This is a genomic window from Halomonas sp. (assembly GCF_033549285.1).
In the GTDB taxonomy this organism is placed as follows: domain Bacteria; phylum Pseudomonadota; class Gammaproteobacteria; order Pseudomonadales; family Halomonadaceae; genus Halomonas.
The window spans coordinates 66,204-92,533 of the sequence record NZ_JAWSUJ010000002.1; the positions used below are offsets into that span (position 1 = coordinate 66,204).

Consider the following 26,330-nt stretch of genomic DNA (forward strand, 5'->3'; position numbering starts at 1 on the left):
TCGCGACTCAGTCGAAAATGGCGCGAAAGTCTCGGTAGGCCGCCAGGGCCTGCTCGGTCGCCACCGCCCTCAGTCGTACCTCCTGCCCCGGCAGGCACTGGGCCAGCCGTGAGCAGGCCAGCGGCGTGAGCGCTCCGAGCCGGGGGTAGCCGCCGATGGTCTGGCGGTCATTGAGCAGGGCAATGGGCTGGCCGTCCGGCGGCACCTGCACCGCGCCCAGGCCGATCCCCTCGGAGATCATGCTGGCCATCCGGCAATCGAGCCGGGGGCCCGTCAGGCGCACGCCCATGCGATCGGCGCGATCATCCACCCGCCAGGATGCATTGAACGCCTGGAAGAGACTCTCCCCGCTGAACTCGCCTACCTGGGCGCCCGGCAGCAGCGCCAGCTCGGCCGGCCGGCGATAGTCGCATGGCACCTCCCGGGGAGCCTCGCGGCCGACAGCGGCACGCCGCGGCGTGACCCGCAGGGTGTCGCCCTCGGCCAGCCGGTGACCCTGGCCATCATGGCCGCCCAGCCCCTCGCGCACCACACAGGCCACGCTGCCCAGCACCGGCGCCGCCGCGAAGCCACCGGCCACCGCCAGGTAGGCCCTCAGGCCATTGGCGGGTGCCGCGAAGGCGAGCCGCTGGCCCGCCTTCGCGGTGAACGAGCGCCAGCCGGCGAGCGGCTCGCCATCCAGGGTCGCGGAGAGGTCCGCCCCCGCCACGGCCAGCACCAGGTCCCGTTCGGCCACGAGCTCGAGGCCGCCGAAGGTCACCTCCAGGGCCGGGGTTCCCCAGGCGTTGCCCACGAGATGGTTGGCCCAGGCCCAGCCATGCAGGTCTACCGGCCCGCCCTGGGTCACCCCCAGCCGCCGCACGCCGAAGCGCCCGGCATCCTGGAGTAGCGCCAGGGGGCCGGCACGGGACACGCTCAGTCCGGCAATCGCCTGCGTCATCTCCCCTCCTCCATCGGTCGGGTATCGCCCCCCAGGCGCTCGAACTCGGCACGTTCGATGGGCACGAAGCGAACCCGGTCGCCCACCTGGAGCAGGCTGAAGCCCTCCCGATCCCGATCGAAAAGGACCGCCGGGGTCCGGCCGATGAGATTCCAGCCGCCCGGCGTGATTGCGGGATAGGCCGCAGTCTGGCGCCCGGCCACGGCCACGCTGCCCGCCGGCACGCGCCGCCGCGGAGTCTCCAGCCGTGGTGCCTCGAGCCTGGCATCGACGCTGCCCATGAAGGCGAAGCCGGGCGCGAAGCCCAGGGCGAAGACCCGGTAGCTGCGCTCGCTGTGACAGGCCACCACCTCCTCGAGGCTCATGCCGGCCAGCTCGGCCAGGCGCGACAGTTCGGGCCCCACGGAGGCGTCATACCAGACCGGCAGCTCCTTCACCGGTGCGTCCGCCACCTCCTCGTCGGGCTGTAGCCGCTCCAGGATCTCGACCAGGCGTCGCCTGGCCTCGTCGGGCGAGCATCGCAGCGGGTCGAAGACCACCAGCAGGGTGGTATAGGACGGCACCAGGTCGACCAGGTGGTCGCCGAAGGCCGTCTCGCACCCCCTCACCAGGGCGGTCAGCCAGGGCATGTTGGCCTCGTCGATAGCATCGAACAGCCGCACGATCCAGCCATCCAGCCCGGCGGACTCGAGGCGTGGCAGTCCCGGCGGAAACGTATCGCTCATGAGGCGCTCACCAGGCCGTCGAGCGCCTCGCGGATCGCCTTGATGGCGGCGATCGACTCGGGATTGTCGCCATGCACGCAGAGGGTATCGGCGGCCAGCACGAGGTCGCTGCCGTCGCTGGCCGTGAGCGGCTCGCCACGGGCGATGCGCTGCGCCTGGTCGACGATCACCTCGGGGTCGTGGTGCACGGCCCCCAGCTCTCGACGGGAGACCAGCCGTCCCTCGGCATCGTAGGCGCGATCGGCAAAGGCCTCGAACCACAGGGTCACGCCATGCCGCTCGGCCAGTTCCCGGGGCGCGCTGGTGTCCCGGGTAGCCATCACCATCAGCGGCAGGCGGACGTCATAGGCCACCAGCGCACGCATCACGGCATCGAGGATCTCCGGGTCGCGCATCATGTCGTTGTAGAGGGCACCGTGGGGCTTGACGTAACCGACCTCCAGGCCCTCGGCCCGGCAGACCCCGGCCAGGGCACCGACCTGATAGAGCACCAGGTTCTCGACCTCCTCGGCCGAACAGGCCATCGAGCGGCGCCCGAAGCCGACCATGTCCGGATAGGCGGGATGCGCCCCAACGGTAACGCCATGGCGCTTGGCCAGACGCACGGTCATGCGGATCACGTCCGGGTCGGAGGCGTGGAAACCACAGGCCACGTTGGCCAGGTCCACGTGGGGCATCACCTCGTGGTCCAGCCCCATGACCCAGGGACCGAAGCTCTCGCCCATGTCGGCATTGAGCAGCAGGGTCTTCATCATTCACCTCCTTCGGGTTACGCATTGAAGAGAATTTATCAACGTTTTATCGACAAGACATCGATCTTTAGTCTACACATCGTTGACCAGGCGTCGACCGGCCGCTTAACCTTCCTCGCGAACACTCGCTAGACTCATTCTTGACGGCCCGCTGTCCGACGACCCGCAGCGACAACAAGAACCCGACTCGAGGAACCGCACATGACTGCCCGCTTCCCCCTTGTACCTTTGACCTCGGCTGCCGCCATCGGTCTCAGCCTAGCCACCCTGGGCGGCACCGCCCAGGCCGCCACCGAATGGGACATGCCCACGCCCTATGGCGACATGACCTTCCATACCGTCAACATCCGGGAGTTCGCGGACGACGTGCGCGAGGCCACCGATGGCGAACTGGACATCACCGTGCACTCCAACGGCTCGCTGATCGGCCATGCCGAGATCAAGAACTCGGTGCGTCGCGGCATCGTGCCCATCGGCGAGCTGATCATGTCCCGCCTGGCCAACGAGAACGCGATCTTCGAGGTCGACTCGGTGCCCTACCTGGCCTCCAGCTACGAGGATGCCCAGGCCCTGTGGGAGGCCTCCCGCGAGGTGATCGCCGAGGAGCTCGCCGAACAGCAGCTGCGCCTGCTCTTCGCCGTCCCCTGGCCGCCCCAGGGGATCTACACCAACCAGGCCATCGAGTCCGGCGACGACCTCAAGAACCTCAGCATGCGCGCCTACAACACCGCCAGCGAGCGGATCGCCCAGCTGGTCGGCGCCGTGCCGACCCAGGTCGAGGTGCCGGACATCCCCACCGCCTTCAGCACCGGCCGCGTCGACGCCATGATCACCTCGCCGGCCACCGGCGCCGACACCAAGGCCTGGGACTACCTGAGCCACTTCAACCACGCCCAGCTGTGGCTGCCCAAGAACATGGTGATCGTCAGCGAGAAGGCCTTCTCGCGCCTCGACGAGGCCACCCAGCAGGCGGTCCTGGACGCGGCCGCCGAGGCCGAGACGCGCGGGTGGGCGATGAGCCGTCAGGAGACCGACGATGCCCTCGCGGTGCTCGAGGAGAATGGCATCGAGGTCAGCGAACCGACCCCGGAACTCGCCGAACTGCTCCAGGAGGTCGGCGAGACCATGACCGAGGAGTGGGCCGGCCGCGCCGGTGACCAGGGCGCCGCCATCCTCGAGGCCTACGAGGCCGCCCGCGACTGAACCCGCCACCCGCCGGAGCCTGGGTGCCTGTGCGACTTGGCGCTAATGCACTGCGAGACCGCCCAAGTCCAAAGGCGCCCCACGCTCCGGCCCTGCTTCCGGTTTCCGCCATGACCTACCGTCTGCGACCGCTCTACCACCTGGGCGGCTACCTGGCCGCCCTCTGCCTCTGCCTGATCTGCGCGCTGATCACCGCCCAGATCCTCGGGCGCATCATCGATCGCATTGCCACCGGGATCGGCGGCGACCGCATCGGCCTGGCGATTCCCGGCCTCTCGGAAATCTCCGGCTTCCTGCTGGTCGGTGCCAGCTTCCTGGGGCTCGCCTACACCTTCGTGCATGGGGGGCATATCCGCGTGACGCTGCTGATCGGACGGCTCCCCGCCGCGCCTCGCGCCTTCGTCGAGCTCTTCTGCCTGAGCATTGCCCTGGTGCTCAGCCTCTATCTCGGCTGGTACCTCTACTGGCTGCTGGACGACAGCATCGCCTTCAACGAGACCTCCTACGGCCTGCTGAGCATCCCGCTGTGGATTCCCCAGTCGGCCATGCTGAGCGGCGTGGTGCTGTTCTGCCTGGCCCTGGCCGAGGCCTGGCTGGCCACCCTGGTGACCGCCGTGACCCGGCCCTCCAGCTTCACCATCGACGACAGCGGCCAGGAATGAGCCCGGGAGACATACCATGCTCGTGATGATGACGGTTCTCTTCGCCACCCTGCTGCTGCTGCTGGGCAGCGGCGTCTGGGTGGCCTTCTCCCTGCTGGCGCTGGGCTGGCTGGGGCTCTCGCAGTTCACCTCGGTGCCCACCGGCGACGTGCTGGCCTCCAATATCTGGGGCGGGAGCTACAGCTGGGAGCTCACCGCCCTGCCGATGTTCATCTGGATGGGCGAGATCCTCTTCCGCTCGCGGCTCGCCGACGACATGTTCACCGGCCTCTCGCCCTGGATGCAGCGCATCCCGGGGCGCCTGCTGCACACCAACGTGGTGGGGTGCGGCCTGTTCGCCGCCGTCTCCGGCTCCTCGGCGGCCACCTGCGCCACCATGGGCAGGATGACCATCCCCGAGCTCACCCGCCGCGGCTATGACGAGGGGCTGGTCATCGGCACCCTGGCCGGCTCGGCGACCCTCGGCCTGCTGATTCCGCCCTCGATCATCCTGATCGTCTACGGCGTGGCCACCGACCAGTCCATCGCGCGCCTCTTCATGGCCGGTATCTTCCCCGGCCTGCTGCTGATCTCGCTGTTCGCCGGCTACCTGATGCTCTGGGCCTGGCGCTTCCCGGACAAGATACCGCCCGCCGAGACCGGCCTGCCGCTGGGCGAGAAACTGCGCCGGGCACGCCGCCTGATTCCCCTGCTGGCGCTGATCGTCGGCGTCATCGGCTCGATCTATGCCGGCCTGGCCTCCCCCACCGAGGCGGCCGCCGTGGGTGTCGTGCTCTCGCTGCTGCTGGCCAGCACCCAGGGCTCCATGGACGGCACGGTGTTCCGCGACGCCCTGCTCGGGGCGGTGCGCACCTCGACCATGATCGCCTTCATCCTGGCGGGTGCCGCCTTCCTCACGGCGGCCATGGGCTTCACGGGGCTGCCCCGCGAGCTCGCCGCCTGGATCGGCACCCTGGGGCTGTCCCCCTTCATGCTGCTCGCGGCGCTCACGGTCCTGTTCATCCTGCTGGGCTGCTTCCTGGACGGCATCTCGGTGGTGGTACTGACCACCTCCATCATGCTGCCCATGGTCGAGGCCGCCGGTATCGACCTGATCTGGTTCGGCATCTTTCTGGTGATCGTGGTGGAGATGTCGCAGATCACCCCGCCGGTCGGCTTCAACCTCTTCGTGCTGCAGGGCATGACGGGGCGCAATATCCTGTCGATCGCCTGGGCGGCCATGCCGTTCTTCTTCCTGATGATGCTCGGCGTGGTGCTGATCAGCCTCTTCCCCGGCATCGTCACCTGGCTGCCACAGGCCATGGGCAACTGAGCAAGCAAACCAGGGACAAGGAGCACCACGTGACAAGCGCAAGGACACCTCGCGGCCCCATCGTCTCCTCGGAGCACCTGTCGCGCAGCAGCCAGGAACTCTCGGAGTTCGAGTTCGGGCTGATCATCGCCGGCCATGCCTTCGACCGCTGGATGGTGCGCTGCATGACGGCCAGCGGCTATCCGGAGCTCGGCGCCCTGGACGTGCTGGTGCTGCACAGCGTCAACCATCGGGAGCGCGCCAAGCGCCAGGCGGACATCTGCCTGGTGCTCAACGTCGAGGACACCCACACGGTGACCTATGCGCTGAAGAAGCTGGGCCGCCTGGGGCTGGTGGCCGGCGAGAAGCAGGGCAAGGAGACCTTCTTTCGCACCACCGACGAGGGGCGTGAGGCCTGCAGCCGCTATGCCGAGATCCGCGAGGCCTGCCTGGTCGACTCGCTCTCCTCCATGGGCATCGAGCGCGAGGAGATGAGTCGCCTGGCGGGGCTGCTGCGGGCGATGTCCGGGCTCTATGACCAGGCCGCCCGATCCGCCGCCTCGCTCTAGCCGGATGGGGCTCCCGGGCTAGGCAGACGCGCGCGGGTAAAGCCGGCGGGCCCGCCACAGGCTGAACATGAACAGCAGGAAGCTCGTCGCCATCGACGCCGCCAGGGACAGGGCGAAGACCAGCATGCCCGGCAGGTGGCCCACGCCGAGATAGCTCACGGCGCAGAAGGCAAGCAGGCTCAGCATGCCGCGCTGGGTCATGCTGACGGTCATGCGTGCCACCTCGGCCCCATAGCGCTCGTGCAGCGCCCAGGCGATGGTCAGGATACCGACCGGAAACCCCAGAATGACACCGGACAGCTCGGGGCCTGACCTCGCCGCCAGGGTGGTCGCGAGGCTCACCACCGCCCCCGCCAGCAGCCCGCGCAGCAGCAGGTCGAGCCAGCCCGAGCTTGCCACCACCACCGGCTGCCCCAGTCGCTGCCAGCGATTGACGCCCTCTGCGACCAGCAGCACCGCCAGGTAGGCGGCAAGGGCAGCGAGCAGGCCTCCCGGCAGCTGCGTGAACAGCAACGCGCCGGGCACCCAGAGCAGGCTGGCAAGCGTCAGGCTGTGCAGGGCCGAGAGTCGCGCCGCGGTCAGCACGAAGCACACCGTGAACAGCAGGGTCGCCACCAGGGCGTGCAGGGTGGAAAGCACGGCGTCCTGCACGAAGCCCGCCGGTTGCTCGCGCAGCATGAAGAAGTAGCCAGGACCGAGGATCACCGGCGTGCCGGCGAGTATGCCGCCCAGCCGCGGCCCCATGCGGCCCACCGAGAGCGCCACGAGAATGACGATGCCGGCAGTCGCCAGCAGCTTGATCAGCATCAGCTGGAGCATGGATGACGATCGACCTCCCTGTCGGACCAGACCGGAGAGTCTACTCGCTCTCCCGGATCGCCGACAGCTCGGCCACCTGCCGAGGATTGCGCGGATAGAAGCGTTCGGGCTGGCGCTCGATATGGGCGAAGAAGCGCGTGTCCTTGTAGGGCATCTTCATGAAGCCCGACACCCCGAGCCCCTCGATCAGCCCCACCGCCTCGAGGATGTCATCCAGGCGGCGCCGGAACTCCGCCTCCCGGGAGGGATCGAGCAGCCGGTAGTGGCTGTGGATCTTGAGGTGCTGGGGCAGCGCCTCGAAGATGATCATCCCCGTGTGGTGGATCTCGTTGAGGGCCTCCAGCGAGGCGATGATCGCCTCGGGCAGGACCAGGAACTCCTCCGGGTCCGGACCATCCTCGAAGTAGCTGTGCAGGCGCGAACGGTCCTCCAGCTCGGGCACGGCGCTGACCTCGTAGTGCAGCCGCATCCCCGGCAGGATCTCGAAGGGCTGATCCACGCTCTCCCGGTCCAGGTGCAGGGTGTCGCGGGCATTGAACAGGCAGCTCTTGAAGATGCCACGACGGTGGATCGCCCGGGCCAGGGTCACCATGTTGTTGACCGCGGCGATGAAGGCCTGCTTCAGGGCCGGGTCGTGCAGGTTGAGCGAGGTGTCGATATAGACCCCTTCGGCCTCCCAGCGCACCGCCAGCCCGCCCACCACCGGGTACTTGCCGAGCCGGCTCACCGCCGCCAGGAAGGCCTTCTCGGTCTCGCCCATGTTCTGCATGAAGTTCTTGTAGTAGCGATCGAGCTGGACGTCGTTGACGTCGTTGAGGGTCTCGCGCCCGCCCTCCTCGCGCAGGAAGGACTTGCGCGAGCTGTAGACCACGGTGTCGATCTCGCGACCGGCCGGGCGACTCCATACCGGCACCAGGGGGGGCTCCTGGGGCGTGGGCAGGTCGAGCATCACCAGGCGGCCAAGCCTCGGCATCTCGCGGATGAAGTGGTCGCCGGCGCGCATGCGGGTGCGCGGGTCGGGATCGAGCATGCCATCGAGCATGCGCGCGAACTCCATGGGCAACCCCAGGGAGGTGGCGGGGATGGCACGGTGGCCGAAGCGACAGGACTGGGCCGAGGCCAGGGCGTAGAGGGTGGCCGCCGCGCCCTGCTCGTCGAAGCGCGGCGATGACAGCGCCCCGTTGAGCTGCTCCTCGCCGATGAAGTAGACATCCCCCAGCCGGGCGTTTGTCTGTTGCAGGTTGTCCGACATCAGCTCCATGACGTTGGTCGCCACGAACTGCAGGCTGGCGTCGAGCTGGGCGAACACCGAGGAGCCCCAGTCGATCAGCGCGATGGTCTCGTGGGTATCGTCGAAGACCAGGTTGGAGGGCTTGATGTCGCCATGCACCACCGGCCTGCCGGCCGGCCCGCTCTCGCGGCGCAGGGTGCGCAGGATATCGGCCAGCTGGTCGGCGATGCGCACCACCAGGCGTGGCGAGAGCCGCCCCGCGCGCAACGAGACCTCCTCCATGTTGAAGCCCGGGGCGCGCTGCATCACCAGGATCGACTGGCTGCGCACCCGCTGGAAGACGATCAGCTTGGGCACCCGCGGATGGTCGACCTGCTCCAGCATGAAGGCCTCCTCCTCCAGGCGGTCCTGGAGGTGCTGGGGCAGGTTGACGCGGGTGAACTTGAAGACGTACTGCTCGCCGACCCCGGTAAGCCCGGCGAAGACGAAGCCGTAGGCGCCCTTGCCGATCAGTTCGATGTTCCGGTAGCCCAGCTGTTCCAGCTGGGCCTGGCACAGCGCCACCCACGCCTTGAGCTTGCGGGCGTCATCGTGGCTGAGCAGGTAGATCGACTGCTCTTCCGGGATGTAGAACTGCTGCAGGGACGCCTGGGTCATGGGATCAGCCGAGATGCAGGAGCATCGTCTCCGGCGCTTCGAGATAGCCCTTCCAGGCGTTGCAGAAGCGGGCAATGGTGCCGCCATCGATCAGGCGGTGATCCCCCGCCCAGGTGACGGTCATGATCGCCCGCTTGACCACCCTGTCCTGCTCATCGAAGCGCGGCAGCCACTGGGTCTTGCCGATGGCGACGATGGCCACCTCCGGGGCATTGATGATCGGCGCCGCATAGGTCCCGCCCAGTGCACCGATGTTGGAGATGCTGATGGTCCCGCCCTTCAGGTCGGCTGCCGCCACCCGGCCCTCGCGGGCCTCATGGGTCAGCCGCTGGATCTCGCCGGCGATCTCCAGCAGGGTCAGCCGCTCCACCCCCTTGACGTTGGGCACCATCAGCCCCGCCTTGCCGTCCACGGCCATGCCGATGTTACAGGACGGCAGATAGTGGATCTCGTCACCTGCCTCGTTGAGGCGGCTGTTGAGGATCGGGAAGTCGCGGATCGCCAGCGCCATGGCCTTCATGAAGAAGGGCATCAGCGTCAGGCGCGCCTCACGGGCCTGGGCCTCGGGCTTGAGGCGCTCGCGCAGCGCCAGCAGCTCGGTGACATCGAGCTCCTCGCCGTACTGGAAGTGCGGGATCGTCGAGGCCGCGGCCACCATCTGGCGGGCCATGGCGGCCCGAACGCCGCGCAGGGGCTCGACGCGAACCTCCGCCTCGCCGGTCGATGGCCGCGCCGAGGGTGTCGCTTCCCCGGCAGGCGCCGGCTCCGCGGCGCTCGTGCCGTCGCGCTCCAGGAAGGCCTGAATATCTTCCTTCAGCACCCGCCCCTGCTTGCCGGACCCCGGGACCTGCTCGAGGCGCAGGCCATGCTCGCGCAGCAGGCGCCGCACCGCCGGACTCGCCGGGATCCGCCCGTGGGGCCCCAGCCCACCGGCCGGCGGGGTCTCGGCCCTCGATGTCGCGGCGGAGGCCGCGGGCGCTGCCGCCTCGGAGGGTGCAGGCGCGGCCGTGGCGGTCTCGTCCGTCTCCTCGACGTGCTCCGGGGCATAGGCGAACAGCGGGGCATGGACGCGGGCGATCTCGCCCTTGGGCACGTGAAGCCGGGTGACCCGCCCCGCCTCGGGGGCGGTGATCTCCATCATGGCCTTGTCGGTCATCACGTCCACGACCGGCTGGTCCTCCTCGATGGTGTCACCCTCCTTGATGCGCCACTCCACCACCTCGCATTCGACGATCCCCTCGCCGAGGTCCGGCAGGATGAAATCCTTGCTGGCCCCACTCGATGGCGGTGCCGCCTGAGCCCCCTCGGTGCCCCTGGACTCCCTGCCTGCCTCATCGCCAGAGCCGCCATGAGACGTGTCGGACTCGTCGGACGTCTCGCCCTCGGCCTCATAGGCAAAGAGCGGCGCATGCACCCTGGCGATCTCGCCCTTGGGCACATGAAGCCGGGTGACCCGCCCCGCCTCCGGCGCGGTGATCTCGACCAGCGCCTTGTCGGTCATCACCTCGACCACCGGCTGGTCCTCCTCGATGACGTCACCCTCCTTGATGCGCCACTCCACTACCTCGCACTCCACGATACCTTCGCCGATATCGGGCAGCTTGAACTCTGTCATCTTGTCTCTCCTGTCCTGAACCCGGTCGTCAGAAATTCACACTGGCGCGGATGGCCTCGACGATCTTCAGGTGATCCGGCAGGTACTCCTTCTCCAGCGTCAGCGGGAAGGGGGTATCCAGGCCGGTCACCCGGGCAATGGGGGATTCCAGGTACAGGAAGCAGCGCTCCTGGATGGCCGCGGCGATCTCGCCGGCGAAGCCCCCGGTGCGCGGCGCCTCATGGGTGACCACCAGCCGGCCGGTCTTCAACACCGACTCGGCGACGCTGTCCTGGTCCCAGGGCAGCAGGGTGCGCAGGTCGATCACCTCACAGGAGATGCCGTCCTTCTCGGCCAGCTCCACGGCGCGGTCGATCACCTCCATCTGGGCCCCCCAGCCCACCAGGGTCACGTCGGTGCCCTCCTTGGTCACCTCGGCCTCGCCGATGGGCAGCTGGTAGTCCTCCTCCGGCACCTCGCCGACCGCAGCCCGGTAGAGGCGCTTGGGCTCGAAGAAGATCACCGGGTCGGGGTCGCGGATGGAGGCCAGCAACAGGCCCTTGGCCTGGTAGGGGTCGCGGGGCACGACGATCTTGAGGCCGGGCGTATGCGTGAAGTAGGCCTCCGGCGACTGGGAGTGGTAGTGGCCGCCGGCGATGCCGCCGCCGTAGGGGGCCCGGATGGTCAGGCCGCCGACGTTGAAGAGATCGCCGGAGCGATAGCGGAACTTGGCCGTCTCGTTGACGATCTGGTCGAAGGCCGGAAAGATATAGTCGGCGAACTGGATCTCCGCCACCGGCACCGAGCCCTGGGCGGCCAGGCCGTTGGCGAAGCCGATGATGCCCTGCTCCACCAGCGGCGTATTGAAGCAGCGCGCGCGGCCGTACTTCTCCTGCAGATGGCTGGTGGCACGGAAGACGCCGCCGAAGCTGCCCACATCCTCGCCGAAGCAGAGTACCTTGTCGTCCTCGCCCATGGCGATGTCCAGGGCGTTGTTGATGGCCTGCAGCATGTTCATGGTCGGCATCTCACTCCCCTCCCTTGGCCGCAACGTCATCACCGGCGCGCACGTCCGGATCCAGGGAGCGCGCCCCCTTCGGGTAGGCCTCCGGGTACTGGCGGATATGGGTCTTCAAGGCGTCGAGCTGGCGCTGCAGCTCCGGGGTGACATCCGCATAGACATCGGTCACCAGGCTGTCCAGGGGCGGCGGCGGACGCTTCTCGGCACGCTTCATGGTCTCCAGTACCTCGCGGCGCAGGCTCTCCTGAAGGGCCTTCTCTTCCTCCTCGCTCCACCAGCCCAGGTCGATCAGCCAGCGCTGCATGCGCAGGATCGGATCCTTCTCGCGCCAGGCCTCCTCCTCCTTCTTCGAGCGGTAGCCGGAGGGGTCGTCCGACGAGGAGTGGGCGGCCAGGCGGTAGCTCATGGCCTCGATGAGCACCGGCTTGTTGTGCTCCACGGCGATCCGGCGGGCCTCCCGGGTGGCGGAGTAGACCGCCAGGATGTCGTTGCCGTCGACGCGGATCACGTGCATGCGATAGCCGAAGGCCCGCGGAGCCACACCATCGGCGGCGAACTGCTCGATGGACGGGGTGGAGATCGCATAGCCGTTGTTGCGGCAGAAGAAGATCACCGGCACCTCGTGGACCGCCGCCATGTTCAGGGCGGCGTGGAAGTCGCCCTCGGAGGCGGCGCCCTCGCCGAAGAACACCGTGGTGCACTGGCCGTCGCCGGCGAGCTTCTGGCCGTAGGCGTAGCCGGTGGCCTGGGGAATCTGGGTGGCCAGCGGCGAGGAGATGGTCATGTAGTGGAGCTTGCGCGACCCGTAGTGGATCGGCATCTGGCGCCCCTTGCCGTAGTCCAGCTCGTTGCCGAACAGCTGGTTCATGAACTCGTCGAAGGTGAAGCCGCGATAGACCAGGGCGCCCTGCTCGCGATACTGGGCCATGATCATGTCGGCATCATCCAGCGCCGCCGTGGCGCCGATCACCGCGGCCTCCTCGCCGGTGCACTGCATGTAGAAGGAGAGCCGCCCCTGGCGCTGGGCGGCGAGCATCCGCTCGTCGAGCACACGGGTGGCCACCATGGCGCGGTAGATGGCCAGCGCCTTGTCGTGTTCGAGGTCGGGTGCCGTGGCGCCCTCGTGGAGGGTGCCATCCTGCTTGAGCAGCCGGAAGGTGGGAATGCTGAACTCGTCACCGGCCAGGAAGGTCGGCTCGTGGATATCCGCTGTTGTTGTCATCGTCGTGATCCTTGCCCCTTTTGGGGGCAGTGTTGTCCTTAATGTTCCGATCCGCCAGGGGGTCACCCCGGGGCCGGTCAACGCAACATGATTGACGTTAACGTAAACTGATGGCGTTGACCAGACACCCGATACTGCAAAGGGAATCATGACTCACTGTAGGAGCGCTGCTCGCAGCGCGATTCGCGACGGGCACCCCCATCAGCAAAACCGCTAATCGCCGTGCAAGTCGAGGTCGAGGCGTCGAACCGACGGCTCCGACAAAACCTCCTTGCCCAGCCTGGCTCCGGAGACACCTTGTGGGGGTTCCCCCTCAGCAGCGGGAACCGGCCAGCGGCAACCGACTGAACAGGCTGTCCACGCTGATGGCCAGCAGCCCGATCAGCAGCGCCCCCTGCACCACATAGGCGGTGTTGCCGTTGACGATCCCCGAGATGATCGGGTCGCCCAGGTTGCTCGCCCCCACGGTGGCACCGATGGCCGCCGTGGCGATGTTGATGGTGACCGAGGTACGGATCCCGGCAAGGATCACCGGTGCGGCCAGCGGCAGCTCCACCTGGCGCAGGATCTGGCCGCCGCTCATGCCCATGCCACGCGACGCCTCCATCACCCCGGGGTCGATGCCCTCGAGCCCGGCCAGGGTGTTGCGCACGATCGGCAGCAGGCCATAGAGCAGCAGCGCCACGATGATCGGCAGGGTGCCGAAGCCCAGCACCGGCACCGCCAGCGCCAGCACCGCCACCGGCGGGAAGGTCTGGCCGATAGACGCCAACTGGCTGACCAGTGGCAGGAAGTCCCGCCCCCAGCGGCGGGTCGCGGCGATGGCGGCGCCCACCCCCAGCAGGATGGCCAGCAGCGCCGCCACGCTCACCACCAGCAGGTGGCGACCCAGCAGGGTCAGGAAGTCGGCACGCGCATAGATCACCTGGCGGCTGTCGGACTCGATCCAGCGAAACAGCCCCTCCAGCTGCCCCATGCCGAGCGTTGCCGCCAGCAGTAGCGCCAGCCAGCCAAGCGGCACGACCCAGCGGCGAAGCTCAGTCATCGTGGCGTGCTCCCACCAGGCGGCGCAGGGAGAGCTCGCCCACCGGCCGGCCGTCGTCGTCCACCACGGTGAGGCGCTCGGCATGACGCCACAGCATCACCGAGAGGGCCTCGCGCAGGCTGGCGTGCTGGCCAATCCGCTCGCCGCTGGAGGAGTGCGACCCCAGCGGCAGCATCCGCTGGCTGACCGGTAGCAGCGCCGCCTCCTTCAGGCCGCGATCCTCGCCTCCGAGCAGCGACTCGACGAAGTCGTCCGCCGGTTCGCGAAGCAGCTCCAGGGGCCGCCCCTGCTGCACGATGCGCCCCTGATGCATCACCACCAGGTGATCCGCCAGGCGCAGCGCCTCGTCCATGTCATGGGTGACGAAGACGATGGTCTTGTGAAGCCGGGACTGCAGCTCGCGCAGCTCCTCCTGCAGGCCCTCCCGGGTGATGGGATCCAGGGCGCCGAAGGGCTCGTCCATCAGCAGGATGTCGGGGTCGGCGGCCAGCGCCCGGGCGACCCCCACCCGCTGCGCCTGGCCGCCGGAGAGCTGGTGGGGATACTTGCCGGCGAACTCCGCCATGGAGAGCCCCAGCAACGCCATCAGTTCCTCGACCCGCGCCTGGATCCTCTCCTTCGGCCACTTGAGCAGCCGCGGCACCAGGCCGATATTGCGGGCTACCGTCCAGTGGGGAAAGAGCCCGGTGCTCTGGATCGCATAGCCCATGCGCCGGCGCAGGGTCTCCTCGCGGAAGCGGCGGATCTGCTGGCCATCGATGTGGATCTCGCCCTCGCTGTGCTCGATCAGCCGGTTGATCATGCGCAGCGTGGTCGACTTGCCGCAGCCGGAGGTCCCCACCAGCACACAGAGTTCCCCCTGGGCCACGCTCAGCGAGATATCGTCCACTGCGGTGGCGGCGCCGAAGCGCTTGGTGACATGGATCAGGTCGATCATTCGGCCCCTCCCGGGCGCAGGACGTCGGTCAGGGCGCCAAGCAGGGCATCCACCAGCAGCGCCATCACCAGGATGGGCAGGGCGCCCAGCAGGACGAGATCCATGGCGGCCTGGCCGAGCCCCTGGAAGATGAAGGTGCCGAGCCCCCCGGCACCGATCAGCGCGGCCACGGCGGTCAGCCCGATGGCCTGTACCGTAGTGATGCGGATGCCCTCGAGGATCACCGGCAGCGCCAGTGGCAGGCGCACCTGGCGAAGTACCTGGCCGCGGCTCATGCCCATGCCGCGGGCGGCATCGATCACCCCGGGGTCGACGGCCTCCAGGGCGACGAAGGTGTTGCGCACCATGGGCAACAGGCTGTAGCCCACCAGCGCCAGCAGGGCCGGCGCCCAGCCGATGCCGCTGACGCCCAGCGCCGACAGCCACGCAACGTTCGCCGACAGCCAGGCGAGCGGCGCCAGCAGCAGGCCGAAGAGCGCGATGCTGGGTATCGTCTGCAGGAAGTTGAGCACACCGAAGCCGGCCTTCTGCACCCCGGGCCAGCGGCGCATGGCCAGCGCCAGGACCACGCCGATTACCAGGCTCGTCCCCACGGCCACCCCGACCAGCAGCAGGTGCTCGCCGACGGCGCCCAGGAACTGGCCACTGCGACTGCGATACTCCTGCCACAGCGCCAGGGGCTCCAGCCAGAGGGCGAGGCAGAGCCCGGCACTGGCCACCGGGGGCAGCAGCAAGGCCCAGCCCATGAGCCGCGACATCATGAGGCGACTGCGCAGCTCGATCATGGCCAGCAGCAGCAGGAAGAGCACCACCCAGATGCCACCCCCGATGCCCAGCCGGGCCTGGGCGCCGTCGACCAGGGTGACGGCCGAGAGCGACAGCCAGGCCGGCAGGCCCGAGAGCATCACTACCACCAGCGCGAGCGACAGGGCGAAGCGACCCTGGCTGGGTCGCCAGGCGAGCCCCGCCAGTGCGAGCCAGGGAAGGCTCGTGGCCAGGGCGCCAGCCCAGCCGATGGTCTCGTCGACACGATAACCGGTGCCAGGCACGATGCGGTTGGCGGCCACGCTGACCGTGTCCAACCCCAGCCAGGCCGCCAGGGCGACCAGCGAGAGGCTCAGCAGGACGACGTTGGGACCGGTTGTCTCCGGGCGCAAGACGACCTCAGTCGTCCAGAGTGTCGAGGAAGTCGGCGGCGACCGCCGCGGGATCCCGACCGTTCACCGCCACGTCGCCATTGAGACGCTGCAGGGTCTCGAGGTCCAGGGCCTGGAAGACCGGTTCGAGCAGGGACTCGATCTCGGGGTAGCTCTCGAGTACCTCCTCGCGCACCACCGGCGCGGGCTGGTAGACCGGCTGCACCCCCAGGGTGTCGTCCATGACCACCAGGTCCAGGGCCTGCAGGCCACCATCGGTCCCGTAGGTCATGGCCGCATTGACGCCACTGGTCTGCTGTGCCGCGGCGCGCATGGTGGCCGCGGTATTGCCGCCGGAAAGCACCAGCAGCTGCTCATCCGAGAGCTCGAAGCCGTAGGCCTCCTGGAAGGCCGGCAATGCCTGGGCAGACTCGACGAACTCGGCGCTGGCGGCCAGCTTGAACTCGCCCTCGTCGTCGAGGTAGGCCGCCAGGTCCTCCAGGCTTGCAAGCTCGTGCTCGCGGGCGAGCTCGCCGCGCACGCTGATTGCCCAGGTGTTGTTGGCCTCGGCCGGCGTCAGCCAGACCAGGCCGTTGGCCTCGCGATCCTTCTCGCGTACCGTCTCGAGGGCCTGGTCGGCATCGTTCCACACCGGACTGTCGGCCATGTCGAAGAAGAAGGCGCCGTTGCCGGTGTACTCGGGGTAGAGGTCGATCTCGCCGGCGATCAGCGCCTCGCGCACAATGCTGGTTGCCCCCAGCTGAAGGCGATCCTCGACCTCGATGCCACCCTGCTCGAGGCGCTGCAGGATCAGCTGACCGAGCACCGCCCCCTCGGTATCGATCTTGGAGGAGACCACCACGGGGTCCTGCGCCTGAGCCGAGAGGGCGATGAGGGTACCCGCAGCCAGGGCCGCGCAACGAGACACTGGGCTGGAAATCAGCGTACGGATCATCATGTTCACCTGGTTCCTTGTGAATGGATCCTGAGTATAAGGTCTGTACAGCGTGTCTGTCAGACCCGCCCTTCAACATCTGGACATCGCCATGGCCCCACCCGGAAGCGGACTCCTCGATCGCTGCTATCACCCGCTGGTTCGCGACCTCGCGTGGATCGTGCTGGCCCCCGACCTGATCGCGATGTCCTGGCCGGGGCGCCCGTCGCGCCGGGAGCTGGGCCTTGAGGATGACGACCGTCTGGCGGCCTGGCTCGAGGCGCTGGAAGCGGCGCCCGATGCCCTGGAGGCACACCTCGCCCCGGCGCTCAAGGGGCGCATGGGGCTCTACCACGAGCGGCTCTGGCAGTTCCTGCTCGAGGAGGCACCGGGTACCCGGCTGCTGGCCCACAACCTGCGCATCCACCAGGGCAAGCGCACCCTGGGCGAGCTGGACCTGCTCTACCGTGGACGGACGGACCCCAGCCTGGTGCACCTGGAGGTCGCCATCAAGTTCTACCTGGGCCTTCCCCAGGGGCCGGGAGCGGCGGACAGCCAGGCGCGCTGGATCGGCCCGGGCGGGGCCGACAGCCTGGCCGCCAAGCGCGAGCACCTGGACCGCCACCAGCTCAGGCTCGCCGGCTCCCCCGAGGCTCGCGAGGCCCTGTTACCGCTGCTGTCGCCCCATTTGCCTCCTGGGCAGGACGGGTCGGCGCCAACCATGGCCGTGCGGCTGGCGATCCCGGGGGTGCTCTTCTATCCCTGGCATGCCCCCCTGCCGGCCCCGCGAGAGGCCACTCCCGACCACCTCCAGGGGCGCTGGCTCTTCGCCCGGGACTGGCACCGCGTTCGCGACGGCCTGCCCCGGGGCACCCGAGGCGCCTGGCTGCACAAGCCCCACTGGCTCGCCCTCCCCCGGCGCGAGGCGCTTGCGCCGCTTCGTGACCTGGAGGCCAGGCTGGCACAGCACTTCAGCGCGCCGGCCTCCCCCACCCAGCTGGCCCTGTGGCATTCCGACATGGGCTGGCGGCGGGTGTTCGTGGTCGCCGATGACTGGCCGCGGCAGATTCCGCTACCGCCCTATCCCTGATGTCCAGGCGGTAGTCGGAGATCCGCCAGCAGCGCATCGATCAGTTGCTCCTCGTGGAGGGCCCGGCCGCGCTGTTCCATGGCAGGGCGTAGATGGGGATCCCAGCGGGCATCGACAGGCTTGCCCTCCAGCGGCTTGCCCGCGAGATGGGCACTGGCCTTCAAATCCGCTCTTTCCATCCGCCACGGCCGCATGGCAAAACGTTCCAGCAAGGCGTTGGCGATGCCGATACCCGCCCAATCGAAATCACCGTGATAGTGGAGCACGGCCCCGACGGCCTCCAGTTGCTCCAGCAAGGTAAGCACGGCGGCACCGGGCTGGCCCCAGGTGGCGATCAGCGGCGCGCAGTCGATCCTCAGCCGCTCGGCGGCCTCGGCCAGCACGGCGGGATTCTCGCAGACAAAGACATCCTGACCAGCACAGTCCCAGGCGGGGGGATGCCGCAGGAGTTGCCGCAGGGTCACCCAGCTGGGCTCTGCGTGATGGAAAAACTGGGACAGGGCTTCATCCAGCCCAGACCCGTGGCGCACGGGCAGCCGCAAGGTCAGCACCGCACTGGTGACCTCACCCCCCATCAGCACGCCGGCATGGGCCCAGACACTGCGTTCATCGGGATTCACTCGGGCAACCCCGCCCTGCCAGTGACGCGCCAGGGCTCGACGCACCAGGGCCGCTACAGGGCGACCGGCATCCAGGGCGTGGGCATCACCCAGGCAGTCGGCAGCCAAGGTGCTGAGCGTCATGCCCTGTGCCGGCAACCGTTCAAGCACAGCCAGCGATTGTTCCAGCAGGAGACGCCCCTGCCCTTCGCTAGCCCCCGCCAGGCGCTTCAGCTGTCCAGCACCGCGTAGATCCTCCAGCCAGGCACTGACTCCCAGCCGTTCCGACTCGCAACGATAGGCATCAAGCAGTTCGTGCCAGCGCTGTCGCGTCTCCTCCCGCTCGGCGCGGGCGTCCACCAGGGGGCCATCCAGGACCTCCAGCGCGCTCCGCAAATCCTGCGCCACCCCGGCCCTGGCCAGCGTCTGGGAGAGTGCCTCGAGCTCTATGCTCAGTGACCGCCCCTGGCGTGGGGCGCGTCCCACCAGTCTCTCGATGGCGGCGCGCTCGCTGTCGCTGACCCGACTGAGGATGAGCCGCCCGCCACCATCGCGCAGCAGCTTGCGCGCCAGCCGCTGTCGCAAGCGAGCAAGCTCTGGCCCTCCCAGCAGTCGCTGCAGGCGTAATAGATCCATCAGAACAGGCTGTCCATGCCACCCGGCGCTGAGGTGTCCGCGCTCTCTGCGACCGCCTGAGGCGCCTGGCTAACCGGCACGTCGTCTCGCACTCGACGCTTGCCATCCCACCGCCAACGCGTGACGTGGACCGCATCGACCCCTTCGCGGCGCACCAGCTGGGCGATGGCGAGCCCCGGCACGTCCGGGTAGCAGCCCCACTCCCGCTCCGAGGTCATCACGGCGTCCAGGTCGAACTGGGCCAGCAGGCCCATGCTCTTGGCCCGCGCGTCATCGTCGATACCGGCGAACACCTCGTCGAGCATCACCAGGCGCGGCGCCTGGTGATGGGCGCTGCCGTAGTGGCTGGCCGCGGCCGCGAACAGCGGCAGGGTGATCACCAGCGCCCGCTCGCCCCCCGAGGCAGGACCATAGGCCGGACGCCACTGGCCGTTCTGATGGCGGTCAACCACGAAGCGATGCCAGAAGCGGTAATCCAGGGCGCGCTCGAGGATCTCCTGCAGGGTGCCGCCCTCGTCGCTGGCCCGTGCCTCGTCGATACGCCGCCGCAGGAAGTCGCCCACTACCTGGCGATCCTCCGGCGACCAGGCATCCAGGGCCTGACGCCGCAGCCGGTGGCAGACGTCCTCCAGCCCCGCCGGTGCCGTCATGCCGCCAGCGCTCTGCCCCTCGGTCAGCGACTGCCAGCGGATGCGCAGCCGCATGCCGGTACTGGTGGGGCGACGCTCCAGCTCCCCATTCATCTCTCGCACATGGCGCTCGGTGTCGGTGATGCGCTCCTGGATATGGCTGGCCACCTCGTCGATCAGGTAGTTCTCGAGCAGCTCCCGCTCCCGGGCATTGAGCAGCGCCTGGCGCTGACTGATCTCGTCGTTGAGCTGGCGATGCAGGGCATCCGGGTCCTGGCGCCTACCCTGGAAGACGATGCGCACCAAAATCAGGTCATCCTGACTTTCTGCCTCACAGTTGTGCCCACCCCGAGACATGACATCACCCAGCACCTTGATATGCTCGTATAGATGCCCTTGGTGGCTACGCCAGCTCTCATCATCGGCATTGACGGCGGCGGTGGCCTGGGCGGCGGCCCGGGCCAGGCGCACGGCAGGATCCGCCGCCCAGGAGGTCGGGGTCTCCTGGTCCATGAATCGCTCCGGAGCGGCCACGCGCAACAGCCCCTCCTCCACCAGGGACCGGAAGTCGGCGATCCTCTCTGACCGACGTTCGTCCAGCTCGGCCAGGCGCTGTTCGCCCTGGGTCACTTTTTCGGCAAGGCGCGCCACCTCGCCGAGCAGCGTCTCGTAGCGCGAGGCGAGCTCACGCTGCTCCAGGGCCAACGCCTCGCTGCGCTCCTGAAGGGCCGCCAGCTGGCGCTCCAGTTCCTGCACCTCGGCGCCCATGGTGTCGCGCAGGGTATCCCGGCGCACCTCCGCCTCGCGAGCCTGCTCCTCGGCCTCGGCGTGTTCCCGCTCGGCCTGGGCCAGCACCTCGCCGGCTGCCTGGTACTCCTCCTGCCGCTCGTCATGGCGGCGCCTGGCCTGCTGCCAGGCCGTGATGGCCTGCAACAGCTCGCTGACAGCGAGCCGGTAGTCGTTGAGCGCGGCCTGAAGGCGGGCCAGGGGCTCGCGCTCGGCGGGGAGACGCAGATCCTCGGCGGCCAAGTAGAGCTCGCCGCGCTGGACCTCCAACACCTCGCGCGCCTCCTCCCGCGCCAGGCGCGCCTGCTCCAGACGCTCGGCCTGGGTATCCCGAGCGCGCCGCGCCGCCGCCTCGTTGGCGTGGGCATCGCGCAGCTCCTGGGCGCTGGGGCGGCGCTGCCACTCCTGGTCGGCGACCTGCTTGCGCGACTCGAGATGATCGAGCTCGGCGGAGATCTCGGCGGTCTCTGCGACAAGCCCCTCCAGCGCCTGCGTAATCTCCGCCAGCCGGTGCTGGCGTGCCGCTTCGCGGGCGGCGTGGCCGATATAGACCGCCTCGTCTTTACCCCACTGCCCGCTGAGCAGTCCCAGCTGCCAGGCGCCCTCGGGACTCACCCAGGCGAGGGCCTCGGAGGCCCTCAGACCGATGCTGGCCAATAGCTTCTCGACTACCGCCAGGCTCACCGGGGAGTCTTCGGAAAGATCGGGGCGCAGGACCTCGGCCAGGCTGGCTTCCCCGGGAGGTGCGGCGCCATCGGTGAGCGGCGCCAGCAGGGTGTCCCAGGTATCAGGAGCGAGCAGCTCGCCTTGCGGCAGCACCCAGGCGTCCAGCAGCCCCGAGGCCTCCAGGGCCGCCTCCAGCCCGGCACGCTGAGTCGCATTGAGGTCCGGCTGGAAGTCCACCAGCTGCCAGAGCGGGGCGCCCGGGCGAGCCGCGCGGCTCGCCTCGCCCCGAGTGTAGGGCACCGGCGGCACCCGCGACTCTCCGGCCTCCAGGCGGAGACGCTCCGCTTCCAGCTCGGCGCGCTGGGCGTCGAGTTCCTCTTGGCGCCGGACCCATGTATGGCGCATATGCCCCAGTGCTTCTCGCCGGGCATCCCGCGCCGCCGAAAGCCCAATCTCGGCCGGGTCATCGCCGCTCAGGTGATCGCACCAGGGAGCGAGCTCGGCGAGCAGCGCCTCGGGATCTTCCGGGGTCAGCTCCTCCAGGGCAGCAAGGTGCTCGCGCCATCCTGCCTGCAAGGTCTCGGCAGCTTCGGCACGCGCGCTTATCGCCTCCTGCCACTCCTCCTCGCGGCTCGCCAGGGTCTCCTCCTCCCGGCGCGCTTCATCTTCCACCCGGTGGTAGGCCCGCTCCGCCTTGTCGACCTCATCGAGGCGGCGGTTGAGGTGTGTGACACCCTCCTCGCGGCGGCGGTGAAGGTTTCGCAACGCCTGCTGCAGGGCCTCGACCTCCCGGGCATCGGGAGGCGTAGGCTCGTTCGTCTCGCCCGGCAGCCGGGCGGCGATTTCTCGGCGGTGGTCGCCCCCCACCCCCGCCGCATGGGCCAGATTATCGCTCTCCTCGCGGCGCGCCTCCAGGGTCGCGACGCTACTCTCCAGGGCAGTGTCGGCCTCCCGAAGGCGGTCCTCTGCGCGCCGGTCAGCCTCGCGCTCCCTGCCCAGCCGCTGGCCTTCCAGGTCGGCGCGGGTACGGCGCTGGCGCGCCAGCTCGTCGGCATTTCGCAGCGCCTCGGCCGAGCGCATGGCGTCGCTGGCCTCCAGGGTACGCTGGCGTGCCGTCAGCTCCCGTTGCTGCTCGGCAAGCGCCTCGCGTGACTCACCCAGCGCCTCCCGACTCGCCAGGGCCTCATCATGAGCCTGGCGATCACGGCCCAGTTGCAGGCGCACCTTCTCATAATCGGCGTGGGCACCGGTCAGAAAGTCGGCCCGGCGGCGCACCGCAATACCGGCATATTGGCGGTAGTGGCCCAGAAAGGCCTCTACCGCGCGGGCCGTTTCCTCAAGCCCCTGGATCTCCTCGCGGTAGACATCCAGGCTGCGATAGGCCTCGGCCACCTCGCCGATCAGTCCGCGACCCAGCGGTGGCAGGGCGTCGCTGAGCGCCTGGGAAAGGCGATTGGGGTCGGGCTTCTTGGCCAGCTGCGGCTGGCGCAGCTGCAGCAGCAGGTCGAGCAGGGCGCCATAGCGCTGCTCTCCCAGGCGGAACAACCGCTCGTCGATGGCACGCCGGTAGTCCACGGCACGATCATACAACTGCCCCTGATGTCCCAGCGCCTGACCAAGCCTTTCGCGATTGACGCTGCGACCACCCTCGATCAGGAAGAGGTCGCGCCCGACACGCTGCCGCGTGGTGAAGAACCAGGAGCGCACCGGTCGCCCCGCCACTGCCTTGAGTCCGCAGCCCACCGTGAAGGTCTCTGGCCCCTCCTCACCCAGGCGTCCGAACTCCAGCCAGGTGTAGCCCAGGCGCTCCTGGTACTCGCCCACCAGCAGGTTCCACTCCATGCGCTTGGCACTGTCACCGTCGGGCTCCACCCGGGAGGGAATCAACTGCCCATCGAGCAGAAACGGCAGGGTCAGCGCCATTACCTTGGACTTGCCGGTGCCGTTGTTGCCACGCAGCAGCAGCCGGCCATCGTGAAAGTGGAAGGTCTCCTCGTCGTAGTAGAAGATCTCCACCAGGCCGCAGCGCAAGGGCTGCCAGCGCTGGCCTTGCGGTTCGGGAAGCTCACTCATGGGACGACGCTCACTCATCGAAAGATGACTCGGCCAGATCGGGTTGAGAATTGACGGGCGCATCGGGAAGGTGGGGCGTGTGAACGCGAAAGCGTCCCAGCGCCGGCAGCGGAATGACGACCTCGCCCTGCCGTTCCACCAGGCGCAGCGAGGCCAGGCGGGCCAGGGTCTGCCGAGCCAGGCCATGGGCGGCGCCGGGCTCACAGGCGGACTTGCGCCAGTAGCGGCGGAACGATGTCTGCCACTCCCGAATCCAGCCCTCGGTCTCCTCGAGGGCGACGCCCTCGGGGCCAGCCACGGCCAGCCGCTCGGCCATCAGCAACGCCAGGTGGCCCTCGGTGCCCTCGGCCGGCATCTTCTCGTCGGTCAGCTCGCCGTCGGGATCCACCAGCGCCAGCCCCTCGGCGCGCACCTCGGCCACCAGCCCTGTGGCCTGATGCAGCCGGCGCAGCAGGGGCCCGCGCTGATTGACCAGATAGGCGACCTCGTCCTCGTCAAGGTCCTCCCGGTAGACCACCGGGTCATCCAGCAGCCGCCGCACCAGGCGGTGGCGCAGCTCGCGGTTGCGCCCGTCGGGGGTATCCGGCACGAAGGTTTCGCTCAAGGCATGCAGGCGCGCGTCCAGGTCGAGCTCGGCGTCGGCGCCGTTCAGCGCCACCAGGGAGGGCCCGCGGGCGGTGACCAGCAACGCAGCGAGCAGTCGGCGGTCCACGTCGTAGAGCACGTCGCCCTCCAGGCCGCGGCGCAGGAACTGCTCCTCGTCGCCGGCCACACGCACCAGCACCCCGAGCTCCATCAACAAGCGCACGACCACCACCAGATCCCGCCGCGCCTCCTGGTGGTCCAGCGAGAAGGCCAGGCCACGCTCGGCCAGGGCGGGATCGCTGACCGCCTGGCCCAGCCCTTCGCCCAGGCGCCCCAGGGTGATCTGGGCATCGCCGCGCTCGAGATCCGCCAGCAGCAGGCAAAACAGCGCATAGCGGCGTCGATTGAAGGTCTTGCGCTGGATTCCGCGTCCCACCGTCGCCGGACGGGTGGGGTCGTCACGATCGGCGGGACGCTTGTGCAGGCGCACGAAGTCACGCTCGCTCTGCAGGTGCCAGCCGGCCTCCCGAGCCAGCCAATCGCGAAGCATGGCCGCATGGCGGCGAATCAGGGGAAAGGCGCTGTCATCACTGCGGATCAGCGGTCGCGCCAGCAGGACGCGCAGGGCGCGGCGTTGCTCTTCCTGGCGCTGGCGCGTCAGGGCATCGCTCAGCTCCTCCATGTGTCCTCCTCCAGATCGATGATCTCAAGGCGGTAGTCGCGGCCGCTGAGTATCCCGGCCTCCGTGCGCAGCGTCGCGGTGGTCTCGGGCCCCAGTGGCGCCAGGGTGATACGCAGGCTGCCGTCCCCGGTGGTGGTGGTCACGGGGGTGTCATCGCCTGGGCTTGCCGCCAGGGCTTCGCCGAGCAGGTTGAGCAGCAGGCGGAAGGCACCGTCGTCCAGCTCGCCAAGCTCCGAGAGGCGCTTGGCGCGACGCTCCACCAGCTGACGCCGTGCGGCCCGGGCCGCACTGGCCTCCTCGGCCAGCTGACGGGCCAGCAGCTCTCGCTCCCGGGCACGGCTGCGCAGCTTGGGCGGCGCCCCGGGCTTCTGGTAGCTGCCGGTGGCGCGCAGCCGCGCCTGCACCTGCATGCCTGGTGCCTCGGCCCAGGGCGTGGCGGCCGGCACCGGGACCTGTTGCCACGCCTCGGCCGTCGCGACATCGATCACCAGGTGGCGGGCCGGCGTCAGGCCGAAGGCGGTCCGCCACAAGCGATGTGCCTCGCCGTCGCTGTCACACTCCAGGAACCAGCGCGCCAGGGTGCGGAAATCCGCGGAGCGGTCGCTGCGCGCCATGCGACGTTCGTTGAGTCGGCCGACCATCTCCAGCAGCTGGGTCACGGCGCGCCGGGCGCTGCTGCGCAGCAGGCGGGCCTGGGCCTGCCGCCCCGGCTGGTCGAGGAACCAGGCGCGCAGCCCTTCCCAGTGGCCGTGCCAGCGCCGCCACGCCTCGGCGAAGGCCCGGGCACGTTCCTCGTCATCGGGTGACTCCCCGGGGGCCAGGTCGAGAAGCTCGCGCTCGGCGGCCTGGCGCAGCAGTCGTGCCACCGGGGCCTCCCCCTCACCGGTTTCAACGCCAACTTCTCGGCCACCGTCACCCTCAAGGGCACGGATCAGCTCGGCGATCTCGCCGGAAGCGGTGGTCAGGTCGCCCAGGAAGCGCTCGATATAGCCGATCACGCGCTCCTTGTAGAGCAGGAAGGCATCGGCATCGCTGCCCCGCCCCTCCAGGGTGCGGTTCAGCCCGGTCATGAAGGCCCGGGCATTCTCGGCCAGGTCGGCGAAGACGCCGGCCAGGTCGCGCAGCAGCAGCTGACTCTCGGTGGCCGAGGGCGCCTCGCTTCTCGCCAGGGTCAACAAGGCGCGCAGGCGGGTGCGAATATCCTCCAGGGCCACGCTCTGCAGGGCACCACGCCTCCCCAGCGCCTGCTCGAAGGAGGCCAGAGCGGCCTCAACGGCTTCGCCCTGGCGGGTGATCTGGTAGACATAGAGGGCACGGTAGTAATCCTCGACGCTGGTCACCCGGGCGTTGTCTCGCTCGGCGGCCAGGTTGCCCCAGGTCACCAGCTGGGTCAGCGCCGCCTGCACGGTGGCAAGCTCCGGCTCACCGATCTGCTGCTGCACATCCTCCGGCCGCAGGTGGACCAGGAAGTGCGACTTGGCCTCCACGAAGGCGCCCATCACCCGCCGGTAGAGATCGGCCTTCTCGGCGGTGACATAGCTGAAAGAGGTATAGTCCAAGCGGGCTCCCGTTTATTCGGTAAGCTTAAACGCCTGCTGAAGCAGGCTGCGCTTGCGCGGCAGCAAGCTGACCTCCAGCCCCAGGGGTCGGAAGGTGCGATTCTTCAACTCCAGGGTGACATTGCCCTTGTCCCCCTCCAGATCCGACAAGGTGCGCCGACTGATGCCGACCAGGCTCGCGTACCGTGCCTGGGAGAGCCCCAGCACGTCCCGGCGCAGGGCGCGCAACAGCTGACCGTCACTGAGCTCACCGGCATAGAAGCGCTTCAGCAGTGCCACTAACGCCG

At 68.9% G+C, this 26,330-nt stretch carries 22 protein-coding genes; 5 read left to right on the plus strand and 17 right to left on the minus strand.

Annotation, left to right across the window (positions count from 1 at the left end; all coding sequences use genetic code 11):
- Nucleotides 1–7: 7 nt before the first annotated feature.
- From SCI24_RS01015 to SCI24_RS01025, 3 genes are read right to left on the minus strand one after another with little or no spacing between them, the layout of a single operon-like run.
- Entirely contained in the window at nucleotides 8–940 is a 933-nt protein-coding gene (locus SCI24_RS01015) for a biotin-dependent carboxyltransferase family protein (protein WP_318723518.1), read from the minus strand.
- Nucleotides 937–1,665, minus strand: coding sequence for a 5-oxoprolinase subunit PxpB (gene pxpB / locus SCI24_RS01020; RefSeq protein ID WP_318723519.1), 729 nt, complete (start codon nucleotides 1,663–1,665; stop codon nucleotides 937–939). The genes SCI24_RS01015 and pxpB overlap by 4 nt, the downstream gene beginning before the upstream one ends.
- On the minus strand, nucleotides 1,662–2,417 hold the full coding sequence (locus tag SCI24_RS01025; RefSeq protein WP_318723520.1) for a 5-oxoprolinase subunit PxpA: 756 nt from the start codon (nucleotides 2,415–2,417) through the stop codon (nucleotides 1,662–1,664). Before SCI24_RS01025 ends, pxpB begins: the two co-directional genes overlap by 4 nt.
- A gap of 201 nt (nucleotides 2,418–2,618) precedes the next feature.
- On the opposite strand from SCI24_RS01025, the gene SCI24_RS01030 reads away from it, so the two are divergent.
- The 4 genes from SCI24_RS01030 to SCI24_RS01045 all read left to right on the plus strand — a co-directional run bounded on the left by SCI24_RS01030 (nucleotide 2,619) and on the right by SCI24_RS01045 (nucleotide 6,142).
- Complete coding sequence (locus SCI24_RS01030) at nucleotides 2,619–3,620, plus strand: TRAP transporter substrate-binding protein (RefSeq protein WP_318723521.1); 1,002 nt, start codon at nucleotides 2,619–2,621, stop codon at nucleotides 3,618–3,620.
- 110 nt (nucleotides 3,621–3,730) lie between these two features.
- A complete protein-coding gene (locus SCI24_RS01035; protein WP_318723522.1) occupies nucleotides 3,731–4,282 on the plus strand; it encodes a TRAP transporter small permease in 552 nt (183 codons plus the stop codon).
- A 16-nt stretch (nucleotides 4,283–4,298) separates the two neighbouring features.
- Nucleotides 4,299–5,594: a TRAP transporter large permease subunit gene (locus SCI24_RS01040; RefSeq protein WP_318723523.1), complete on the plus strand. Its 1,296-nt coding sequence runs from the start codon at nucleotides 4,299–4,301 to the stop codon at nucleotides 5,592–5,594.
- A 29-nt stretch (nucleotides 5,595–5,623) separates the two neighbouring features.
- Nucleotides 5,624–6,142 carry a winged helix DNA-binding protein gene (locus SCI24_RS01045; RefSeq protein ID WP_318723524.1) on the plus strand — a complete coding sequence of 173 codons (519 nt, stop codon included), beginning with the start codon at nucleotides 5,624–5,626 and terminating at the stop codon, nucleotides 6,140–6,142.
- A gap of 18 nt (nucleotides 6,143–6,160) precedes the next feature.
- Here the strand turns inward: SCI24_RS01045 and SCI24_RS01050 are convergent, their stop codons facing one another.
- The 9 genes from SCI24_RS01050 to SCI24_RS01090 all read right to left on the minus strand — a co-directional run bounded on the left by SCI24_RS01050 (nucleotide 6,161) and on the right by SCI24_RS01090 (nucleotide 16,762).
- Nucleotides 6,161–6,961 carry a hypothetical protein gene (locus SCI24_RS01050; RefSeq protein ID WP_318723525.1) on the minus strand — a complete coding sequence of 267 codons (801 nt, stop codon included), beginning with the start codon at nucleotides 6,959–6,961 and terminating at the stop codon, nucleotides 6,161–6,163.
- 40 nt (nucleotides 6,962–7,001) lie between these two features.
- Nucleotides 7,002–8,849 (minus strand): protein kinase domain-containing protein, encoded by a 1,848-nt coding sequence (locus SCI24_RS01055; protein WP_318723527.1) that lies wholly within the window; start codon nucleotides 8,847–8,849, stop codon nucleotides 7,002–7,004.
- A gap of 4 nt (nucleotides 8,850–8,853) precedes the next feature.
- Nucleotides 8,854–10,464 (minus strand): dihydrolipoyllysine-residue acetyltransferase, encoded by a 1,611-nt coding sequence (locus SCI24_RS01060; RefSeq protein WP_318723528.1) that lies wholly within the window; start codon nucleotides 10,462–10,464, stop codon nucleotides 8,854–8,856.
- Nucleotides 10,465–10,492: 28 nt separating this feature from the next.
- Entirely contained in the window at nucleotides 10,493–11,470 is a 978-nt protein-coding gene (locus SCI24_RS01065; protein ID WP_318723529.1) for an alpha-ketoacid dehydrogenase subunit beta, read from the minus strand.
- A gap of 1 nt (nucleotide 11,471) precedes the next feature.
- Entirely contained in the window at nucleotides 11,472–12,686 is a 1,215-nt protein-coding gene (locus SCI24_RS01070) for a thiamine pyrophosphate-dependent dehydrogenase E1 component subunit alpha (RefSeq protein ID WP_318723530.1), read from the minus strand.
- A gap of 313 nt (nucleotides 12,687–12,999) precedes the next feature.
- Nucleotides 13,000–13,731 (minus strand): ABC transporter permease, encoded by a 732-nt coding sequence (locus SCI24_RS01075; protein WP_318723532.1) that lies wholly within the window; start codon nucleotides 13,729–13,731, stop codon nucleotides 13,000–13,002.
- Nucleotides 13,724–14,668, minus strand: a complete 945-nt coding sequence (locus SCI24_RS01080; RefSeq protein WP_318723534.1) for an ABC transporter ATP-binding protein — start codon at nucleotides 14,666–14,668, stop codon at nucleotides 13,724–13,726. Before SCI24_RS01080 ends, SCI24_RS01075 begins: the two co-directional genes overlap by 8 nt.
- Complete coding sequence (locus SCI24_RS01085; protein ID WP_318723536.1) at nucleotides 14,665–15,825, minus strand: ABC transporter permease; 1,161 nt, start codon at nucleotides 15,823–15,825, stop codon at nucleotides 14,665–14,667. Before SCI24_RS01085 ends, SCI24_RS01080 begins: the two co-directional genes overlap by 4 nt.
- Before the next feature lie 7 nt (nucleotides 15,826–15,832).
- Nucleotides 15,833–16,762: an ABC transporter substrate-binding protein gene (locus tag SCI24_RS01090; protein WP_318723538.1), complete on the minus strand. Its 930-nt coding sequence runs from the start codon at nucleotides 16,760–16,762 to the stop codon at nucleotides 15,833–15,835.
- Nucleotides 16,763–16,850: 88 nt separating this feature from the next.
- On the opposite strand from SCI24_RS01090, the gene SCI24_RS01095 reads away from it, so the two are divergent.
- The gene (locus tag SCI24_RS01095) at nucleotides 16,851–17,828 is read left to right on the plus strand and encodes a DUF1853 family protein (RefSeq protein ID WP_318723539.1); all 978 of its coding nucleotides are present in this window, start codon (nucleotides 16,851–16,853) and stop codon (nucleotides 17,826–17,828) included.
- Here the strand turns inward: SCI24_RS01095 and SCI24_RS01100 are convergent.
- Genes SCI24_RS01100 through SCI24_RS01120 form a run of 5 tightly spaced genes read right to left on the minus strand, consistent with a single transcriptional unit; the run spans nucleotide 17,819 to nucleotide 26,322 of the window.
- Complete coding sequence (locus SCI24_RS01100) at nucleotides 17,819–19,063, minus strand: TIGR02679 family protein (RefSeq protein WP_318723541.1); 1,245 nt, start codon at nucleotides 19,061–19,063, stop codon at nucleotides 17,819–17,821. The two genes, SCI24_RS01095 and SCI24_RS01100, sit on opposite strands and share 10 nt — an antisense overlap.
- Nucleotides 19,063–23,217 (minus strand): TIGR02680 family protein, encoded by a 4,155-nt coding sequence (locus SCI24_RS01105; RefSeq protein WP_318723543.1) that lies wholly within the window; start codon nucleotides 23,215–23,217, stop codon nucleotides 19,063–19,065. Before SCI24_RS01105 ends, SCI24_RS01100 begins: the two co-directional genes overlap by 1 nt.
- A gap of 10 nt (nucleotides 23,218–23,227) precedes the next feature.
- On the minus strand, nucleotides 23,228–24,484 hold the full coding sequence (locus SCI24_RS01110) for a TIGR02678 family protein (protein WP_318723544.1): 1,257 nt from the start codon (nucleotides 24,482–24,484) through the stop codon (nucleotides 23,228–23,230).
- Nucleotides 24,472–26,043, minus strand: a complete 1,572-nt coding sequence (locus SCI24_RS01115) for a TIGR02677 family protein (protein WP_318723545.1) — start codon at nucleotides 26,041–26,043, stop codon at nucleotides 24,472–24,474. The genes SCI24_RS01110 and SCI24_RS01115 overlap by 13 nt, the downstream gene beginning before the upstream one ends.
- 12 nt (nucleotides 26,044–26,055) lie before the next feature.
- A complete protein-coding gene (locus SCI24_RS01120) occupies nucleotides 26,056–26,322 on the minus strand; it encodes a helix-turn-helix domain-containing protein (RefSeq protein ID WP_318723546.1) in 267 nt (88 codons plus the stop codon).
- Between the last annotated feature and the right edge of the window lie 8 nt (nucleotides 26,323–26,330).

Coding starts and splice junctions, on each gene's coding strand:
- SCI24_RS01080 (WP_318723534.1), bottom strand. CDS start 14,668: ATGATCGACCTGATCCATGTCACCAAGCGCTTCGGCGCCGCCACCGCA.
- SCI24_RS01075 (WP_318723532.1), bottom strand. CDS start 13,731: ATGACTGAGCTTCGCCGCTGGGTCGTGCCGCTTGGCTGGCTGGCGCTA.
- SCI24_RS01025 (WP_318723520.1), bottom strand. CDS start 2,417: ATGAAGACCCTGCTGCTCAATGCCGACATGGGCGAGAGCTTCGGTCCC.
- SCI24_RS01035 (WP_318723522.1), top strand. CDS start 3,731: ATGACCTACCGTCTGCGACCGCTCTACCACCTGGGCGGCTACCTGGCC.
- SCI24_RS01110 (WP_318723544.1), bottom strand. CDS start 24,484: ATGGAGGAGCTGAGCGATGCCCTGACGCGCCAGCGCCAGGAAGAGCAA.
- SCI24_RS01040 (WP_318723523.1), top strand. CDS start 4,299: ATGCTCGTGATGATGACGGTTCTCTTCGCCACCCTGCTGCTGCTGCTG.
- SCI24_RS01015 (WP_318723518.1), bottom strand. CDS start 940: ATGACGCAGGCGATTGCCGGACTGAGCGTGTCCCGTGCCGGCCCCCTG.
- SCI24_RS01090 (WP_318723538.1), bottom strand. CDS start 16,762: ATGATGATCCGTACGCTGATTTCCAGCCCAGTGTCTCGTTGCGCGGCC.
- SCI24_RS01030 (WP_318723521.1), top strand. CDS start 2,619: ATGACTGCCCGCTTCCCCCTTGTACCTTTGACCTCGGCTGCCGCCATC.
- SCI24_RS01070 (WP_318723530.1), bottom strand. CDS start 12,686: ATGACAACAACAGCGGATATCCACGAGCCGACCTTCCTGGCCGGTGAC.
- SCI24_RS01105 (WP_318723543.1), bottom strand. CDS start 23,217: ATGAGTGAGCTTCCCGAACCGCAAGGCCAGCGCTGGCAGCCCTTGCGC.
- SCI24_RS01050 (WP_318723525.1), bottom strand. CDS start 6,961: ATGCTCCAGCTGATGCTGATCAAGCTGCTGGCGACTGCCGGCATCGTC.
- SCI24_RS01100 (WP_318723541.1), bottom strand. CDS start 19,063: ATGGATCTATTACGCCTGCAGCGACTGCTGGGAGGGCCAGAGCTTGCT.
- SCI24_RS01060 (WP_318723528.1), bottom strand. CDS start 10,464: ATGACAGAGTTCAAGCTGCCCGATATCGGCGAAGGTATCGTGGAGTGC.
- SCI24_RS01095 (WP_318723539.1), top strand. CDS start 16,851: ATGGCCCCACCCGGAAGCGGACTCCTCGATCGCTGCTATCACCCGCTG.
- SCI24_RS01055 (WP_318723527.1), bottom strand. CDS start 8,849: ATGACCCAGGCGTCCCTGCAGCAGTTCTACATCCCGGAAGAGCAGTCG.
- pxpB (WP_318723519.1), bottom strand. CDS start 1,665: ATGAGCGATACGTTTCCGCCGGGACTGCCACGCCTCGAGTCCGCCGGG.
- SCI24_RS01065 (WP_318723529.1), bottom strand. CDS start 11,470: ATGCCGACCATGAACATGCTGCAGGCCATCAACAACGCCCTGGACATC.